Origin of the sequence: Paenibacillus sp. LK1 (assembly GCF_002750415.1) — a bacterium.
GTDB lineage: Bacteria > Bacillota > Bacilli > Paenibacillales > Paenibacillaceae > Paenibacillus > Paenibacillus taichungensis.
On record NZ_PEII01000003.1, the window covers coordinates 408247 to 425297 of the forward strand.

16 protein-coding genes are annotated in these 17051 nt (G+C 41.6%); 5 read left to right on the top strand and 11 right to left on the bottom strand.

Annotated elements, in window-relative coordinates:
* Positions 1–104 precede the first annotated feature (104 nt).
* From CS562_RS08965 to CS562_RS08980, 3 genes are all read right to left on the bottom strand, one after another.
* Complete coding sequence (locus tag CS562_RS08965; RefSeq protein ID WP_099855096.1) at positions 105–968, bottom strand: DUF4085 family protein; 864 nt, start codon at positions 966–968, stop codon at positions 105–107.
* Positions 969–1494: 526 nt separating this feature from the next.
* Positions 1495–2616 (bottom strand): hypothetical protein, encoded by a 1122-nt coding sequence (locus tag CS562_RS08975; RefSeq protein ID WP_099855100.1) that lies wholly within the window; start codon positions 2614–2616, stop codon positions 1495–1497.
* Between the two features lie 168 nt (positions 2617–2784).
* Positions 2785–3102 carry a winged helix-turn-helix transcriptional regulator gene (locus tag CS562_RS08980; RefSeq protein WP_180287085.1) on the bottom strand — a complete coding sequence of 106 codons (318 nt, stop codon included), beginning with the start codon at positions 3100–3102 and terminating at the stop codon, positions 2785–2787.
* A 274-nt stretch (positions 3103–3376) separates the two neighbouring features.
* Between CS562_RS08980 and CS562_RS08985 the strand changes: the two genes are divergently transcribed.
* Positions 3377–4024, top strand: coding sequence for an NAD(P)H oxidoreductase (locus CS562_RS08985; protein WP_099855104.1), 648 nt, complete (start codon positions 3377–3379; stop codon positions 4022–4024).
* Positions 4025–4844: 820 nt separating this feature from the next.
* Here CS562_RS08985 and CS562_RS08995 read toward each other — a convergent pair.
* Both CS562_RS08995 and CS562_RS09000 read right to left on the bottom strand, forming a co-directional pair.
* Positions 4845–5717 carry a carbohydrate ABC transporter permease gene (locus tag CS562_RS08995; RefSeq protein WP_099855107.1) on the bottom strand — a complete coding sequence of 291 codons (873 nt, stop codon included), beginning with the start codon at positions 5715–5717 and terminating at the stop codon, positions 4845–4847.
* A 16-nt stretch (positions 5718–5733) separates the two neighbouring features.
* Positions 5734–6684 (bottom strand): ABC transporter permease, encoded by a 951-nt coding sequence (locus CS562_RS09000; protein ID WP_064639787.1) that lies wholly within the window; start codon positions 6682–6684, stop codon positions 5734–5736.
* A gap of 181 nt (positions 6685–6865) precedes the next feature.
* Between CS562_RS09000 and CS562_RS09005 the strand changes: the two genes are divergently transcribed.
* The 3 genes from CS562_RS09005 to CS562_RS09015 all read left to right on the top strand — a co-directional run bounded on the left by CS562_RS09005 (position 6866) and on the right by CS562_RS09015 (position 12266).
* Complete coding sequence (locus tag CS562_RS09005; RefSeq protein ID WP_099855109.1) at positions 6866–8680, top strand: sensor histidine kinase; 1815 nt, start codon at positions 6866–6868, stop codon at positions 8678–8680.
* A 187-nt stretch (positions 8681–8867) separates the two neighbouring features.
* Positions 8868–10475, top strand: a complete 1608-nt coding sequence (locus CS562_RS09010) for a response regulator transcription factor (RefSeq protein ID WP_099855111.1) — start codon at positions 8868–8870, stop codon at positions 10473–10475.
* 108 nt (positions 10476–10583) lie between these two features.
* Entirely contained in the window at positions 10584–12266 is a 1683-nt protein-coding gene (locus CS562_RS09015; protein WP_099855114.1) for a type 2 periplasmic-binding domain-containing protein, read from the top strand.
* Between the two features lie 200 nt (positions 12267–12466).
* Here the strand turns inward: CS562_RS09015 and CS562_RS09020 are convergent, their stop codons facing one another.
* Entirely contained in the window at positions 12467–12691 is a 225-nt protein-coding gene (locus CS562_RS09020; protein ID WP_099855116.1) for a hypothetical protein, read from the bottom strand.
* 36 nt (positions 12692–12727) lie between these two features.
* Positions 12728–12913 carry a hypothetical protein gene (locus CS562_RS09025; RefSeq protein WP_099855119.1) on the bottom strand — a complete coding sequence of 62 codons (186 nt, stop codon included), beginning with the start codon at positions 12911–12913 and terminating at the stop codon, positions 12728–12730.
* 163 nt (positions 12914–13076) lie between these two features.
* Between CS562_RS09025 and CS562_RS09030 the strand changes: the two genes are divergently transcribed.
* A complete protein-coding gene (locus CS562_RS09030) occupies positions 13077–13325 on the top strand; it encodes a helix-turn-helix domain-containing protein (protein ID WP_099855121.1) in 249 nt (82 codons plus the stop codon).
* A 108-nt stretch (positions 13326–13433) separates the two neighbouring features.
* Here the strand turns inward: CS562_RS09030 and CS562_RS09035 are convergent, their stop codons facing one another.
* The 4 genes from CS562_RS09035 to CS562_RS09050 form a co-directional block, all read right to left on the bottom strand.
* Complete coding sequence (locus CS562_RS09035) at positions 13434–14375, bottom strand: hypothetical protein (protein ID WP_099855123.1); 942 nt, start codon at positions 14373–14375, stop codon at positions 13434–13436.
* Between the two features lie 118 nt (positions 14376–14493).
* Positions 14494–15114 carry a hypothetical protein gene (locus CS562_RS09040; protein WP_099855125.1) on the bottom strand — a complete coding sequence of 207 codons (621 nt, stop codon included), beginning with the start codon at positions 15112–15114 and terminating at the stop codon, positions 14494–14496.
* Between the two features lie 95 nt (positions 15115–15209).
* Positions 15210–16253, bottom strand: coding sequence for a hypothetical protein (locus CS562_RS09045; RefSeq protein WP_125477251.1), 1044 nt, complete (start codon positions 16251–16253; stop codon positions 15210–15212).
* A gap of 136 nt (positions 16254–16389) precedes the next feature.
* Positions 16390–17040: a hypothetical protein gene (locus CS562_RS09050; protein WP_099855129.1), complete on the bottom strand. Its 651-nt coding sequence runs from the start codon at positions 17038–17040 to the stop codon at positions 16390–16392.
* Between the last annotated feature and the right edge of the window lie 11 nt (positions 17041–17051).

Here is a 17051-nt window from a genome sequence, read left to right on the forward strand (position 1 = left end):
TAATCAGTGGTATTATCTCTTTTTTTGATTTCTTTTTTTCATAAAATCACCTTGTGTAATATTATTGTTGCGGGAAGCTCAGTTTCTCTACCGCCGCCTCTGCCTCACTCTTCTTCTGCGAGAATATCTTCACAGCGAACGATCAGTTCAGGCATATCTTCTCCATAAAATAAAACATGAAGCTCATATCCGTTATCAATCTGGTACAGCTCTTGATACAGCCAGTAACTGCCTACAATCTCTCCTTCTTGCTTGATGATTTCGGATGCAATCAGCGTAAGTTTATTCATATTAGTGAAGCCTCCACTGGTATCAAAACGAATGACAACTTCCTCTCCCGCCAGCAGTTCCGTCACTGTACAATCATGAAATTGAACCCGGCTACGAATTTCATCCGAAATATCCTGCGCTAAAATGGCCTCCCTGTATTCTTTCGATACGCGGTCCATCTCTATCGTATTTTCCGCACTCTGTTTCTTCAACTGAAGCAATATTTCTCTTGTGCAATAACCGAGCGTAAACACACGGATATCTGCAATTTGCTCAACGATGTTTTGGGGTAAACGCTCTTTCTGGCTTTGGACACTCCCTTCCATCATTTCTTTATACTCTTTTTTGCATTTTCCCTCGTCAAAAGGAGGGCGGACATCATACTCCGCAATAAGCTTCTCAATATGCGCTCTTTGTTCTGGCGGCATATGATAAATCATCTTATCCTCTTCAGCTACCACTTCCTCACTAAAAAACTGGTCAGCACGCACAAGAACCGTACCATCATGCTTCAGCATAGAACGAGGATCGATGTTATATATCTCACGTTCCACATTTACATGCGCTTTTTCTTTTCTTTTGTACAACCTCAGAAAAAGTGCTTCGTCCAATTCGTTAGTTCCGCTATGTACCCTCAATCCAAAATGAAGACCAGTCCGCTGGCAGGTTTCATACCATTCTTTTGTTCGATATTTCATGAGTGATCTCTCCTATCTCGACGAATCCTTCTAGATGCTCTAACCAACGTAGAAGACTACATTAATGTTTGAAAGAATTTCTGTTTCACTTGTTTTTTATGGCGCGCTGCCCATTCATTTAATCCCCTTAAACCTTTGGTCTCCTGGCTTTGTTCAAAATAAAAACATAAATCCGTAGGAACTAGCCGTCTTCCATGGAGTTTAATTCCAATGCGGTCGTAATTCATATAGATGCACTCAATTTGAGTTGCTTCATATTTCTGATTTTTCGTAGATATCACATAATCGCTTCCCAGAGTAATAGTCGAATTGGTGAAAAATAAACGTTTGATAAGGATGACAATATAAACGAAAATAAAGATCATCATAGCCATTGTAAAATAACTTAATATACCTACACGGCTAACGGAATAATTCATGAACAAAAAAATTTCAAGGATCAGCATAACTCCTAAATTCAACTTGGCCCGTGGATATGTAGTCAAATATTTGATAATTTGTCCCTCCCAAATCACTTGTTGATATCTTAAATGCGTGGCGCTATGCCTTCTGATTGTAAAACTTCTAACTTGGCTGAAGGGATGCTTTCTTGCAAATCTCCATTCATCACATCCATTGCCTCCCATTCGACGAACACAACAAAGTTTTTCGTAAGTCCTGAGTAAGCAGACCAATTCGTCGTTTCATTGAGGTCATACGCGACTTCCTTCCACAAGCTCATGCCTTCCTCCCACCAATCACCGATGCTACGCCAATACATAATAAGAGTTCTAAGCTTCTGAATTAAATCATGATCCATAAGTTCTTGTTGATCGTTCACAGGATGCTCACCTGAACTCCAGATCATGTAATAATAATCTTCGCCCTCATCTTTTTCTTCTATTTGCTCTTCCCTTACCTCTTGCCAGCCTGGGTGAAAAATAGGTGAATAAACCGTATGAACTTCATCATGTAAGTAAATTGAGAGAAAACAATATGTTTTGTTTGATTGTTTCTCACAAAGAGCACCAACAATTTCTTTCAAGGCCAGAATGAGTCCTTTTTTCACAGATTCCCGGAGCACGAAGACTTCTTCGGATGACATCAGCACGTAGATCACACCTTGGGTCCCATCTAACACACGCAGGAGAACACCTTGCTCATCATATTCGAAATACGTTCGAAGAAGGTGAACAAAATAATCATTATTTTCGTATTGAGGTTGGTATACTTCCACAAGTCTGTTGCCTTCATAGATATAGTCTTCATACTCTAATTTATTGAATCGAGTAAAATACTCCACTGACCGACAGACTAACCCGTCTTGTGTCAGATATTCCTTGACTGAGTCTAATTCGCCATCGACATACGTTCTTGTCGTTATTACACCATCTGCATATGTAACGTAGGTGTAGCCATCAATTAAATCGTCGCAGGCCAAAATTCGTATTCTGCCTTCTTCATCAAACTCATAATATGTATCCGTCTCTTCATCTGAGATATCTCCAGGAATTTCACCTTGGCGCGCATACCAATACGGCGAAATGTCATAACGTTTACTGGTCGTATATTCTCTTCTATCTACCAGTGCTTCTGCTTGTTGCTTGTAGAACTGATAATGTTCTTGTGCATCTTGATTAATCTTTACATAATATTCATTGTTAATCATACTACTCACACCTCTCCATTAAAGAATCTACGAATTTCTAATTTTTTATATTACTTTTAATACATTCAACTTCTCACCCCCTTTTTTCTCCGGCTCATTTCAATCACAAATCACCAACATTTGCGATTACGCGATGATCCTTTATTTAACTGGACCAGGTTCGCCTCTTCAATACTCTGGAGAGTCAAACTCCTCCAACACCTTGAACTTATCCCCGTAAACCTTTTCGAGGTGCTCCTCTCCCCAATAGCACAAGAAGTCCAAAGCAGGTTTGAGTCCCCAACCGTAACTCGTTAACTCATATTCCACTTTTGGAGGAACCTCCGAATACACCTTTCGCTGTACGATCTCGTCCTTTTCCAAACCTCTGAGCTGCGTTGTCAGCACTTTCTGCGTGATGTCCGGTATCAACCGACGCAGCTCCGATGTACGTTTTCGCCCTGTCATTAAATGATAAATAATCAAAGGCTTCCACTTCCCGCCCATCACTTCCAAGGCCGCCTCCACGCCGACTTTATATTTCTTTGGAGTGCTCGTTTTTCCATGTTCCGTCAACTTTTATCCCTCCTTCATCAAGCTGTTGCCGAGCTAAAATCATAACCTTCTTATTTCTCTTCGTTTCGTTATTTGAACTCCATTTCGAGGTAGTGATTCAGGGTACTTTGATGTTCCTATGGCACTTCATTCTTCCTATAGAACATCAAAGTGCGTACTTCCAGATGTTTTCATACCTGTTTATAATAGCATCAGCCAGCGATTCATGGCTACAAGACAGCAATGCAGAAAGGTAGTGAAAGATAAGAAGAATGTATTAGTCGTTGTGTCGCATTCGAGAAAAGATTCCCTGACCTTCCAGGTTACTGATCGTTTCGTGCAGGGCCTTGCCGAGGCTGGTCACGATTTTGAGATATTGGATTTGCATGGCATTGGCTTCAACCCTGTTCTCCAAGGTATAGATGAACCTGACTTTACCAAGGAACATCAGGTTTTCTCCCCTGAGATAGAAGCGGAGATAGAGCGATTGAAGAAGCATGATGCTGTCGCTTTTGTGTTTCCTCTCTGGTGGTGGCATCTGCCAGCCATGCTGAAAGGGTATGTGGATCGTGTCATGAACAACGGGTTTGCCTACGGCTCGAACAAGCTTCATCATCAGCAGATGTTATGGATTGCTCTTGCGGGCGTAACGGAAGAACAGATGCAGAAGCGAAACTATGATGAATCAATCACGAATCTGCTCAATGTGGGTATTGCCAATTACTGCGGCGTGCCCCAGTCGAGCGTTGAATTTTTATATGAAACGTTGGATGCGCAGCCTGAGCATTATGAGGCACTTCTGAAACAGGCGTATCAGTTGGGACTAAATTACGGCAAGGACAGCACAACTCAACATGAAGTAAGAACGATATGATTTAAGTTCTATTGATGGGCACTTTTTTGCGAAAATGAATCAACCCTACTATCACTTTATTATTAGTCAGATGATAACAACAAAAGGGTCGCTCCTAAGAGCGACCTTTTTGCTTAATGCATTATTTTGCCGCGAGAGAAGATGCTTTTCCAGCATGGTGACATCGGTAATCCTATCATTTTAGGAAAGAGAAAAAGAGAGAATCTCTTCTCTCCATTCTTTTTAGTAGGACAACCAACCATACGTCCGATAATCATGCGGCACTGGGTGGAAATATTCTTCGCAAATAAATATTGTGTTTAAATTTCATTTTGAATCTTCTTTGAGTAAGTTTACGAATACACTTAACCTCATTATTGTAATAATACTTGGTTTTTCTGTGATTTCGATACTCATTTAATTTCTTTATTCTGGGGTCAAAATTTCTTTTGTTTTTTTCCTGTGTTTTCAGATACTTCTGTAGCTGTTGCAATTCCCACGCTTGTATTTCATCGTTATTATTAAACAATAAGATCCCCGGCACTTACTTTAGATTTACCAAAGAATAAGGTATGAGTAGAGTACCTAAAGGTCTACAACATAAGGAGGTATCAAGTATAAAACCTCACTTCCATGATGGATTGGTACTATTTTACATCAAATTAATTTGTTTGAAAATATTTGTAATGAATCTTCCAGATGAAGTTCTCACTCCGTTCATTTATTTTAACATCTGCATCCATTGTATTTTTTAGTTAATTTCTACAAAAAAAGCCACCTCCCTGGCCTTCCACCAGTTCAGCAACTCCTTTTTCACACCTATTCGTACTGCTACTCGACTCTACTCCTTCACAGCCCCAACCACAATCCCGGTTACAAAGTACCGTTGCAAGAACGGATACACGAGCAGGATCGGCAGCGCACTGATAAAGATCTGTGAAGCCCGAATCGTCCGTTGGGACAGGTTTGCTACCGCTTCTGGATCAAGCTTCGACATATCCGCCTGCACGATGATCGTCTGCATGAATGTCGCGAGTGGCAGCTTTTCTGCATCACGGATGTAGATGATCCCGTCAAAGTACGAGTTCCAATGTCCGACCATCATGAAGAGGGAAACCGTTGCAATGACAGGTACAGAGACGGGCAGATAGATTTTGATAAACGTCTGCAAATGCCCTGCCCCATCAATAAATGCAGCTTCCTCCAGATCCTTGGGAACGGTACGGAAGAAATTCAGCAGCAGGATAATGTTGAACACCGCGACCACTCCCGGCAGGATCAAGGCCAGCAATGTATTCATCAGTCCCAGCTTCAGAATCAGGATGTACCCCGGAATGAGACCACCGCTGAACAGCATCGTGATGACAAAATACCACAGATAGATGTTGCGTGCACGGAACACCCGCGTCTCTTTGGAGAGCGCGTAGGCTGCAATCGTATTGACGATTAACGCAAGCCCTGTTCCCAGTACCGTCCGCTCCACAGACACCCACAGGGAGGAGAGGAAATTGCTATTGGCGAACGTCTTAGCATACGCCTCCAGTGTAAAACCAATCGGCCAGAACGTCACCAGTCCAGCATTGGCAGGAGCAGATGCGCTCAGTGATACCATGAGTAAGTGATACAAAGGCAGCAAGCAGAGCAGCGAAAGGATGGTCAGTAACACATTGTTGATTATGCTGAATATGCGGTAAGGCATCGTTTTATGATACATGAGTTCGTCATCCTTTCTAGAAAATTCGGTATCCGGCGAATCGGTAAGCCAGTCGATAGGAGATCACAATCAGGATCAAACTAATGACCGATTTGAATAGATTCACGGCGGTAGCGAAACTGAACTGCCCACTGAGCAGACCTTCTCTATACACAAACGTATCGATAATATCTCCTTGTTGGTAAATCAATGGACTATATAAGTTAAAGATCTGGTCAAAGTTGGCGTTAAGCACATTGCCCAGTGCCAGGGTTGCGATTACGATCCCAATGGGAATAAGTGCCGGGATGGTAATATACATCGTTTGCTTCCAGCGTCCTGCCCCATCCACTTCAGCCGCTTCATACAGTGCCGGGTTAATGCCAGACAGTGCCGCGAGGAAGATGATCGTGTTGAATCCAAACTCTTTCCAGACATCACTCGCAATAATCGTGAATCGGAACCAGCTGCCATCCCCCAGGAAGAAGATTGGCTTAATGCCGAATACGGAGACCAGGAACTGATTGACAATACCCGTCTGCGCCAGAATATCGATCAGAATGCCTGACAGCGTAACCCAAGACAAAAAGTGCGGAAGATATACGAGCGTTTGAATGGTTCTTTTCAGCGCCATCTTCCGAACCTCATTAAGTAATAAGGCGAAGACAAACGGAATAATTAGGTTCATAATGATCTTGGAACAGGCAAAAAACAGCGTATTCCACGTGATTTGCAGGAAATAATCATTTTCCCACATGTATCTGAAATGCTTCAGTCCGACCCATTCGGAATCGAAAAAACCCAGTGCAGGTTTATAGTCTTGAAATGCCATCAAAATCCCGGACATCGGAATGTATGAAAAAATAAAGACCATAATGGCCGCCGGCAACACCATCAAGTGCAGAATCCATGGTTGTTTGTAGCGTTTTTTTGTTTTTTTGTTCGGCTTGCTCCCAATGTCCGCCTGAGGTACCCGGTTAGCTTCCATATTAGCCTCCATAGCGCGCTCCTGTTCCCAAAAAAAGTTTTTGTGTGTAATGGGGATCTCTGCTATAAATAGTATCAGGCATTTCTCAGGTCTGACTATATAACATTGTTAGGCTTGATAGTGTTTTGTTAGGAACATCATCTGAAGAGGTTGTTTACACAGAATTTGAAGGAGACTTTTTATGAATACATGGAAGCGCTTTATAACTTTGGGAAGAACGTCCAGATCCCGGTTTAGTCTGTTTGCCAAAATAAACTGTTTAATTGTGGTCCTGTTTATCCCCATTATTATCATGTATACCTACTCGAACAACGTCACTTATGATGTTGTAAGCAAAGAGCTACAGGTCTCCAATACGAAGCAGCTCACGTTTTTATCCAGTCAGATCGATTCCCGAATCAATCAGATGATGGATTTCAGTCTTATTCTCTCCAGAGATCCCAATGTCAGAGCATTTAATGGCTTGAACATATGGAATGATCGTTATGACAAGATGCAGACCCGATATGTTATTCAGGAAAAGCTGATGCTGCAATCCGGTGTTACCGATATATGGCCCACTCGATATGCTGTGCATTCACAGCAGAATCAGGATGTCATTGCCAACTATAATAGAACAACCGGGTATGATGAGGATTACCTGAAAAGAAATATGAGCGGACAATGGACATACGGTGATGGCGCTGAGTCCAAAGAGGATATGAAATCCTTTTACTGGTTCTTTACGGATTCCTTGGCCCAGCCGGGTATGTTGACGGGAAGCAATCTGGTGATTGAAGCCAGCTTCAGTTATGAAAACATTCAGAACATGCTGGATACGTATAAGGAAGGTGGACAAGGTGATCCCTTCTTTTATCACAAAGGAAATTCACCCATTCTGAACCGCAGTGCAGACAAGCAGCTATCCGAGGAACTTATTCGTTATCTGGATGAACACTCGACCGAGGATACCACACAGGATGTCGTCAAGCTGAACGGGAAAAAGTATCTGGTTAGCTCGGTGAAATCCTCTTATCTGGATTGGCATTTGGTCGATGTCGTACCACTCTATCAGATTCTACAGCCGATCTCGCTCAGTCGGAACTTGTTCTATCTTTTTATGATTCTGCTGTTTGTGGTGGGCATTTCCGCTTCGATCCTGTTATATCGAAACATTCAATATCCGATCAAAAAGCTGATCCAGGGCTTACGCCGCGTGCAGCGCGGAGATTATTCCGTCCGTCTGCATAGCAAGGATCAGAATGAATTCTCGTTTTTGTTCCATCGATTCAATGATATGTCCCATCAGATTCAAGACCTGATCGAGAACGTGTTCCAGGAAAAAATCAGGGCCAAGGAAGCTACGTTGAAACAGTTACAGGCGCAGATCAATCCTCATTTTCTATATAACTGTCTTGGCTATATCATCAACATGGCGCAGATGAAGGACGAGCAAGCCGTCGTCTCCATGGCACATAACCTAAGTGCCTACTATCGTTATACGACACGAGTGGAGCGAGAGACATCTTCTCTAAAAGAAGAAATCAATCTGCTCGTTAACTATTTGGATATCCAGAAGCTGCGTAATGGCCGAATTGAATATCACATTGACATCCCTGAGGATATGCTTGCCCAGTCTGTACCACGATTAATGCTGCAACCCATTGTGGAGAATTCGGTCATTCACGGTGTGGCGAAGTCTTATTCATCCGGTGAAATTCGAATTACTGGCGAGAGCTCGAACGGGTTCTGCAAAATTTACATCGATGACGACGGACCTGGCTTGAGCCCGGAACAGTTGGAGGCGTTGAATCTTAAAATGCAGCAGCCGCTGCAGGAGGAAATGGGCTGTGGCCTCTGGAACACGAATCAGCGAATCATGCACCTATTCGGCAATCAATCCTACCTTCTATTCGGCCCATCCCCTCTCGGCGGATTCCGAACCGAGATGATCTGGGAGATCCCCAAAGAGGATACTGATTCGGATAAAGGAAATACCGATACGAATTTAAGTTAAGCTACATTACACGCTAAACGGAACGGGCAGAACAAATCTCGAAAAGCGAAGCGCTCGCCTTTATCCCCGGATTTCCCCATTGATTAGAGATTCAAAAAAATCTGGGGATAACAGCGATTGAGAGATGGTTCTGACCGTGTAGTGACCACGTGAAATAAAGAGATTCTACTTTTAAGGAGTAAACACCATGCAAATGATCATCGTAGACGATGAAGCACACTGGGTAGATAACCTGTCCATGACCAAACCGTGGCATACGCTGGGGATCGAACAGGTGCACAAAGCATACTCGGCGCACGAAGCACTTCAGCTGATTGATACGCACCCTATAGATATTGTAATCTCGGATATTCAAATGCCCGAAATGACAGGTATTGAACTGATCGAACGGATCAGAGTCCGTGACAAAAAAATAAAGTGTATTCTTTTATCCGGACATTCCGAATTCGATTACGCCAAAAAAGCCATCCAGTTCGAGGCCGTCGATTACTTGCTTAAACCACCGACAGATGATGAATTAATGGGCGCCGTTCAAAAGGCCATCGATCAATTAAATACCGAATGGGAACTCGTAAGCTCATTGAAACGAACCCAGTTTACCCTGCGGGAGAACCTGCCGCATTTGCGGGGTCGACTGCTGCTTGAAGCTTTGCAGGGACATAGAATTGCCTCCAGTGAATGGGCACGGAAACTTGCCAATTACGATCTGCCCTTCCACGCCGGGGATTGTGCGTTAATGCTTGTACGTATGGAAGAAGAATTCGGGCAATATGACAACAACGATCAAACCTTGCTCGAATATGCGGTCATCAATATGGCGGAAGAGATTATGGGCGAGTTTATGGAAGTGTGGGGCGTAAAGGAGGAGCATGGATATCTGGTGTTTCTGCTTCAACTGAAAGCGAACGATACCGACATTGGCAAAGAAACCATACTGGAAAAGCTGTCCGTACAGCTTCAGTCCAAGGTGAAGCAATTTCTGAAGGGGTCCCTCTCCATCGTCATCACCGAGTGGTTCGCGTTTCCCGATCAGCTATATGATCGTTTTCGGCAGGCCTCTGCTTATTTTCGGCAAATTGTCGGAGACGAGCGTGAATTCGTCATGCGGGTCAGCGACGTGGAGACTCCGTCGGCACAAGGTCCGCTGGATGTTCTGTATACCCCACCCACGTTCATTCATCTGTTAGAGAGTGGTCAATGGGATACGGCAGAAGAAAAAATACTAGCCGTCTGTGCGGAGCTGGATGAGAAATGGTCGGAATCGTGGGAGCATTGTATGGAGGCTGGATTTCTAATTACGGCTTCGTTCACCAATCTCGCACACCGTAACAAGCTGACTTTGGCTAATTTAATGGGTGAAGATATCGAGTGGTTACAGAGCGGAGAAGCTTTCACCACCATCAGTAAACTGCGGAAATGGTCGCTTAGTGTGCTTGGCAAACTCAAGGAAGGCACGTCCAACGAGATCAAGGACATCCGTTCAGAGTATGTGAAGAAGATTCAGGATTTTACAGATAAAAACCTGCATCTGGATGTCTCCTTGCGTGTACTGGCCGACCATGTCAATCTGCATCCGACCCATTTGTCCAAGATTTATAAGATCGAAACGGGTGAAGGCATCAGTGATTATATCTCGCGCCTGCGCATGGATCGGGCCTGTCACAAGCTGGTTACGACCACCAAAAAAGTATATGAAATCAGCATGGAGATTGGATATATGGACCCTGCTTATTTTATCAAAGTGTTCAAGCGTCAATTCGGCGTCACGCCGCAGGAGTACCGAGACCAACATTAATTTGCATAAGAGAGTCCTATCGAAACTAACAAACTCATATAGATGCCCTCCCACCCAAATTGGTACAGTTACACTTGTAAAGATCATACATCGTAGGGGGATTGAACAATGATCAAATTTAAAACATGGTGGTCACTGCTCATGGTTATCGCGCTCATCACGATCACTGCGTGCGGCAGTGGCGATACAGCCAGTGACAATGGTACCAAAGATGATACACCGGCGACCGTCGGTTCAGCTGAAGCAGAAGCTGCTTTTGCCAAAGGTAAATACGACCCACCCATCGAATTCAGTTCGGTATTGATGCCGAAGAAATACGTGCAAGGGGACACCAAAGAAAATAACGTTCACGATCGCTGGATGTTGGAAACACTGGGTATGAAGCATAAAGATACCTGGTATCCGGCCAATGACGATCAATACAGACAAAAGCTGCAACTGGCTATCGCCTCTGGCGAGAAGCTGCCTGATTTCGTATCCGTACCGACCAATGCGGTATTGACCAATCAGTTGATCGACTCCGGTCAATTCATCGCCATTGATGAGTTGTTCGACAAGTACGCGAGTCAGACCCTGAAAGATCACGCAGCTGCACATCCTGAACTGTGGTATCCGTTCACCAAGGACGGCAAGAAATACAACATGCCGATCATGGAGTATACGGATAACGACGATACGCTGCTCTGGCTCCGCGAGGACTGGATGGAGAAGCTGAACCTGGAAGCTCCGAAAACCATTGCAGACCTTGAGAACATCATGGACAAATTCAAGAACGAGAACCCGGACGGTCTGTCTCCAGACAAAGTATTCCCGCTGGCGATCTCGCTGAAAAATAACACCAACACCTGGATGGGGCAGCTCGACTGGTTGTTCGGTGCATATGGCACAATCGAGGAGCAATGGAACAAAGACGCAAACGGCAATCTGGAGTACGGCTCCGTTAACCCGGGTGCGAAACAAGCCCTTGCCAAGCTGGCTGAATGGATGGATAAAGGTTATATCCATACCGATTCCGCCCTGTGGGACGAAGGCAAATCCGCTGAAAGCTGGACGGCTGGCAAAGCGGGCATTCTGCCTGGCGCAAACTGGGTACCCGACTGGCCGGCACCTGACCTGCTGAAGAACGTACCTGGATCAAAATATAAAGCTTACCCTGTTCCGGCTGGCCCAGACGGCAAGATCGGTACGAAGTGGCAGAACTCTGGTGTCAACGCAAGTATCATGATTAACAAGGATGCGAAGCATCCAGAAGCCATCTTCCTGTACTACAACTACCTGCTCGATAACCTGGCTAACCCGACTGCGGGCAGTGAGTATGAATACGGCTTCGCCAAAGGTTATGACTGGGATATCATTGACGGACAACCGACCAGTGACAAAGAGAAGATCAAAGACTTCTCCAACGAATTCCCTTTCCTGACTGGCCCAGCACGTATACCGGATCTGTACATGAAAACACTCGTGAAGCTGGCGAACGGCGAGAAGCCTGAAACGCCTTACGAGAAACAAATGGCCGAATTCCGTAAACCGGAAAACTGGTATGCAGGTAAAGTCGTTATGTCCCAGATCGACATCCGTAAACAAAACTACTTTACCGGTGCTGCAACACCAACCATGGTATCCAAATGGAACCTGCTCCGCCAGTCCGAGATGGAAACCTTCAACAAAATCATCTACGGCCAACTGCCGGTTGATGCCTTTGACCAATTTGTCGCCAACTGGAAATCCAATGGCGGAGATCAGATCACCCAAGAAGTGAATGATTGGTTTAAATCGGTAAGTGCGAAGTAAGATTTGGAAAAGTAGAGCATTAAAACCCGAGCTGAAGCGTGTAACTTACCGCTTCAGCTCGGGTTGTTTAATTCGAGATTAGGGTCGCTTCCCCTGAGTTATGGGTTAGCGTTAGTGGTTTGATGTGCCTTTGTATTGCTATCCTCCAACATCGACTGGCCCAGTAAGGAAACTGTGAGCTGAATACCATCCTTCAGCCCTTACATGTACAACCGTTCATTCTCTATTCCTTTGCTGATAATGTAACGATTCTCCCACTCGGTATATTCAGGTGTCTGCTCCACATGCTTGCCTGCAAACAAAGATTCAAAAGCTTCGTCTTCTTCCCCACGTACACGGCTCAGTTCAGGATCTTGCTCGATCCGAGAAGACACCTCATCCAGCCTTGCCTGAATCGCTCGTTGCAACCACGGTGGAAAATTCATAGCTTCTCCTCCCCTACGCATTATGTACCTCACTCATCAACGTAAAACTTGGTTATGTCTCGCCTTCATTTCACCCACTCGGGCCACCAGTTCATCTACCCTTCGACTCTGTTCCTGAACTGCAGGATTGTCCCACAACGGTATCGCTTGCTTCAAGGATGCCTCTCCAAGCTGATTAAGCTTGCGCCGTTCCTCTTCCAATAAGTCAAGCAACCAGCTCATACATCCACCTCTCTGATGGGTCTGAATTGCATCATGTCTTGTTAAGACTAGACGTGAGCAATCATTTTAATGCGATTATCGGTTTATTTTATTTTAATTCGATATATGCATTAAAACAACCATTATTTCTCATACAATTTGGTTGAAATGAGGGGTGTACATAATGAAACATAGACAAGAACCACCTGGAGACAAAAACATAATTGGTTCCCGAGTCGTAGCTATCCGTAAAAGTAAAGGGATTAAACAACGTGAATTTCTTGCGAAATTACAAACATTAGGTTTGGATATCAGTCAGACCAGTCTTTCACGTTTGGAGGGTCAGTATCGACTTGTTCAGGATTATGAAGTGGTGGTCATCGCAAAGGCTTTGGAGGTTTCTGTGGGATATTTGCTTGGGGAAGTACAATGAATCTCACAAATTCACGAAGCGCCCCAGCCTTAGATAGATCGATTTTAGGCTGGAGCGTTTGTTGTCTGATCATTCTCAGAAGTGTAAATACATAGTTACATAGAGTTGTTAAAAGATACTTTCCGATTCTCTTTCATTAAGAGAATTCAGATAAATCTCTTTAAAGCTTTCAAACAATATCAAAGTCATTCTTGATATTCCGTTTGAAGGAGATAACTTTGTCTTGTGATCGCTAATCAAAAGCTTAAACATTGAAAGATTGAAATAAAAAAGTGTAGAATTAACATTATTTAATGTGGAGATTGAATTCCTTGATTCTTTGCCAAACAAGCTATTATACACAGCATCATCATCACTAAATGATCTTACAAATGTTCCAGAAGCAATAACACCATAAGAATTGTGAATATATTGAGAATAAAATTCAAACCCTTCCGACCTGTGTTCCTTGAATTGTTGTATAAGTTTATCGGGTAAACCTAATCGAGTTTCTATTTTTACAATCTCCTTATTTATCTTTTCCAATCTGAAATTTTTATACCATGTTTCTTTTGGGTTATTTATATCTGAATATACTTTGATTTTGGAAATATCTGAGGCAAGATAAATTGTAAGATAAACTAACTCTTCTATGGTCCTGAGAATTGTTCTTGCTGAATTATCTAAACCGCTCTTTACTAAATTTATTACAGATAGAGTATGGTTTGTAATTTGAGTCGTAAGGCAACTTAATACAATGTGAGGTTTTGGAAGATCGAAATGTCCATCAAACAGTTCCCCTTTATTCTCTTCCTGTTGCAAAGTCAAAGAGAGATAACCTGTTAATAACATAGCTAAATTGCTCAATTCAAGTTGATCTTTTAAATGTTTATTTACATTGCGATTAGAATCCTTATTAAACTCTCTTAAACCTGAAAAAAGATCATCAATATCCGTTAGAGTAAACGCTAATTCTTGATTATTCTGCTTGTCATATTCTTTAAATAATGATTTTTGATCCCTTAATTTTTTTGATATTATTCTTCTAATTTCTTTATTTTTAAATGACATTAATTCACCTTTTTCTTTCCAATTTCACGAAAATCCTCTCTAGTCACACCCTGACACAAGTCGGGTGGTCCCTTGAAAGCCGGACCTAGGACGAATGTCCTCAGCGTAAATATAGTTACTACTTTGATTTCTTTAATTCGATTTTTTGTTTTAGGTTTTTTGAGAACTCTCGTGTCGAACTTTCAACATTTCCTATATATTCTATTTCTGTTGCCATTTCAAAAATCTCTTCTTCTAAAATCTCTTGTAAATCCTCTATACTGCAAAGCATTTCTTCTCCTAAAAATTCTTTTATAACCGCTTTTTGTTGGCTTTCAAAAACCAAAATCCATATCTTTCTACACTTCGCTTCTGCTCGATCCATTAATACTCGTAAAGAATCTTCCGCTTTATTTACTGATTTGATTGCATTGTTTAATTTCATATCTTTTATTTTGCCTTCTTGGGATATTTCCACCCAACTAGCTGGATAAAAACATTCAAGACTTTCATCTAAATTTGAATTCAAATTTGACAATCTCCCCCAAAACTCACAAAAGTCTACGTACTCGGCAGTAATCATCTCAATAGCTTCTATCCAATCTTCTTTTTTATTCAAATCAAATGGTGTGCTCCGATGTTTCATCCCAAGTATTTGATTTAGTTGTTTAATTTTTGTTTGTTGGTCTTTTGAAATAAATATATGTATCGCCTCCGTAGATAAGACTTTAGTAATCTCACTTAACATTCTTTTGTTCATGGAAATCGATTACCCTTGAATAACTCATATATTAGGAGAATTAAGGTTTCTGTCTTTATCCGATTCATTGAATTACACACAAGAGCACTATATTCTTATAATTTATCAAATAAAGCCATAGCTCTTAGTTTAGAGTCCAGTTGTCTATTAATTTCATGTTGATCATTTATATCACACTCTTCTTCTACTAATTCGGCACAATGTAGAATTGTCTCATAAGAAAATCCAGTCAATTTTTTAATTGACCCTAGTGGTATTCCAACCTTGATTTGCTGCATTATTACGTACTTAGCAACACTCTCTGCTTCCTTACTTCCAATAACAGGCTCGAGCACTTCAAACATAGATGCGTTAGAAATAAGAGACTTACCCTGAATATTTATAAAAAGTGATTCCGTATCTTGATTAACAACGGAATTCCTAATTTCTAAGTATTTTCTAATCTGTTTAGCATAATTATTAGGTAAGTGAATCCAGAAGTTATTCAACTTTATCATATTTAATTGAAAATCGTAGTCTTTAAGTGTTATTGCTTTAATACATTTGATCTTCAACCCCGTAAGCAGTACAAGCTTGGTAATTATTGCTGAGACAAAATCAGTAAACGCTTTGTTATATCCTATTAACTTTATTAGGTCATTTTTCGGATTATTGATACACTCATCACAATAATCAATCCATTCTTTATAAACATCCTTATTTATTGGTGATTTCTGTTTTCGAGTAATGAGACTATATTCTTTTGTTTTTGAAGTGATATAACCTTTTAACTTTTTCAGTTTTTCTTCACTGTCAATAATATTATTCACAATTCTAAATGAATCTCTAATATATCGAAAATATGAATATATTACAGAGAGATAATTATCTACAGTAGATGAAAATTGTATATTGTACTGTTCAACATAATAAATTACACTTGCAGTAAACTTCTTCTCATCCATTCCACGTAATATGTCTTCCCCATTGTTATCTGTTAGATTACATTCGTTTATTAGATACTCGAAAAACACATTAAGTTTCCTTCGATAAGTAATTGATGAACTTTCAAAGTATTTCCCTTCATTATTCTTAACAAGGAATGTATAAACCGTTCCAAGAATATCCATGCTTCCCTCCCAATTTTCAAGATATTTCACCTAACGTTCCAAGCCCTCCGATCTGAGCGTGTCTGCGATAGCAAATTGGAGCGATCCCTTTCAAATTTTCGTAAGGGACATTATAGAACAGCTCATTTTTTGGGAGTGCTGTGTTAGGTGTAGTGCTAGAAAACTCTTATTTTATTTGTGGAACGCCCTTAATATTTTTCAGCCAGTTATTCACTGCATCTCTTTGTTTAGCGCTTATCTTGAAGTTTTTTATAATATACGTTCTTATGCTTTTCAAAAAATTGTTGTCTTCAAGCTTATCAAGCGCAACATCTATCCAAAATAAGTAATTGTAACATCTTTGCAGATTCGCAAGTTTATATCTTTCATCAGTCTTGTTTTCTATGTTCAAAATGTGTCGTATTTCACTTTCATTAAGTTCTTCATTTTGGCTTTTATTATAATAGTTTTTTAAAACGTTATATGAAACAGAAGGATACTTCTCAAATTTCTTTTCTCTAAGTTCAAGATACTCCATCGCTTTTCTTTTATCTTCCTCAGCTCTAATAATTGGCTTTTCTGAATTACCACTGCCGCCTCCCCCACCATTTCCGCCCATTGGTTGTGTGTATTTTGTCAAATCAGGAATTGCTGAAAGCTTAATTCCTTGATCAATGTTATTTTTTGTACAAGATGGACCTGCATGTACAATTTCACCAGTTTCCTTATGTTTCAATATATATGCTTTGAGAGACTTCATATTCTTTGCGCAAAAGTGGCACTTTTTTTCATGCTCAATGAGGTCTTTGCATATTGGTTTATAAAGTCTTTCAGACATTTTGTCCCTCC

Excerpts from the sequence above, each read along its gene's own strand:
- CS562_RS08965 (WP_099855096.1), bottom strand. The coding sequence starts at position 968 with ATGAAATATCGAACAAAAGAATGGTATGAAACCTGCCAGCGGACTGGT.
- CS562_RS08975 (WP_099855100.1), bottom strand. The coding sequence starts at position 2,616 with ATGATTAACAATGAATATTATGTAAAGATTAATCAAGATGCACAAGAA.
- CS562_RS08980 (WP_180287085.1), bottom strand. The coding sequence starts at position 3,102 with ATGGGCGGGAAGTGGAAGCCTTTGATTATTTATCATTTAATGACAGGG.
- CS562_RS08985 (WP_099855104.1), top strand. The coding sequence starts at position 3,377 with ATGGCTACAAGACAGCAATGCAGAAAGGTAGTGAAAGATAAGAAGAAT.
- CS562_RS08995 (WP_099855107.1), bottom strand. The coding sequence starts at position 5,717 with ATGTATCATAAAACGATGCCTTACCGCATATTCAGCATAATCAACAAT.
- CS562_RS09000 (WP_064639787.1), bottom strand. The coding sequence starts at position 6,684 with ATGGAAGCTAACCGGGTACCTCAGGCGGACATTGGGAGCAAGCCGAAC.
- CS562_RS09005 (WP_099855109.1), top strand. The coding sequence starts at position 6,866 with ATGAATACATGGAAGCGCTTTATAACTTTGGGAAGAACGTCCAGATCC.
- CS562_RS09010 (WP_099855111.1), top strand. The coding sequence starts at position 8,868 with ATGCAAATGATCATCGTAGACGATGAAGCACACTGGGTAGATAACCTG.
- CS562_RS09015 (WP_099855114.1), top strand. The coding sequence starts at position 10,584 with ATGATCAAATTTAAAACATGGTGGTCACTGCTCATGGTTATCGCGCTC.
- CS562_RS09020 (WP_099855116.1), bottom strand. The coding sequence starts at position 12,691 with ATGAATTTTCCACCGTGGTTGCAACGAGCGATTCAGGCAAGGCTGGAT.
- CS562_RS09025 (WP_099855119.1), bottom strand. The coding sequence starts at position 12,913 with ATGAGCTGGTTGCTTGACTTATTGGAAGAGGAACGGCGCAAGCTTAAT.
- CS562_RS09030 (WP_099855121.1), top strand. The coding sequence starts at position 13,077 with ATGAAACATAGACAAGAACCACCTGGAGACAAAAACATAATTGGTTCC.
- CS562_RS09035 (WP_099855123.1), bottom strand. The coding sequence starts at position 14,375 with ATGTCATTTAAAAATAAAGAAATTAGAAGAATAATATCAAAAAAATTA.
- CS562_RS09040 (WP_099855125.1), bottom strand. The coding sequence starts at position 15,114 with ATGAACAAAAGAATGTTAAGTGAGATTACTAAAGTCTTATCTACGGAG.
- CS562_RS09050 (WP_099855129.1), bottom strand. The coding sequence starts at position 17,040 with ATGTCTGAAAGACTTTATAAACCAATATGCAAAGACCTCATTGAGCAT.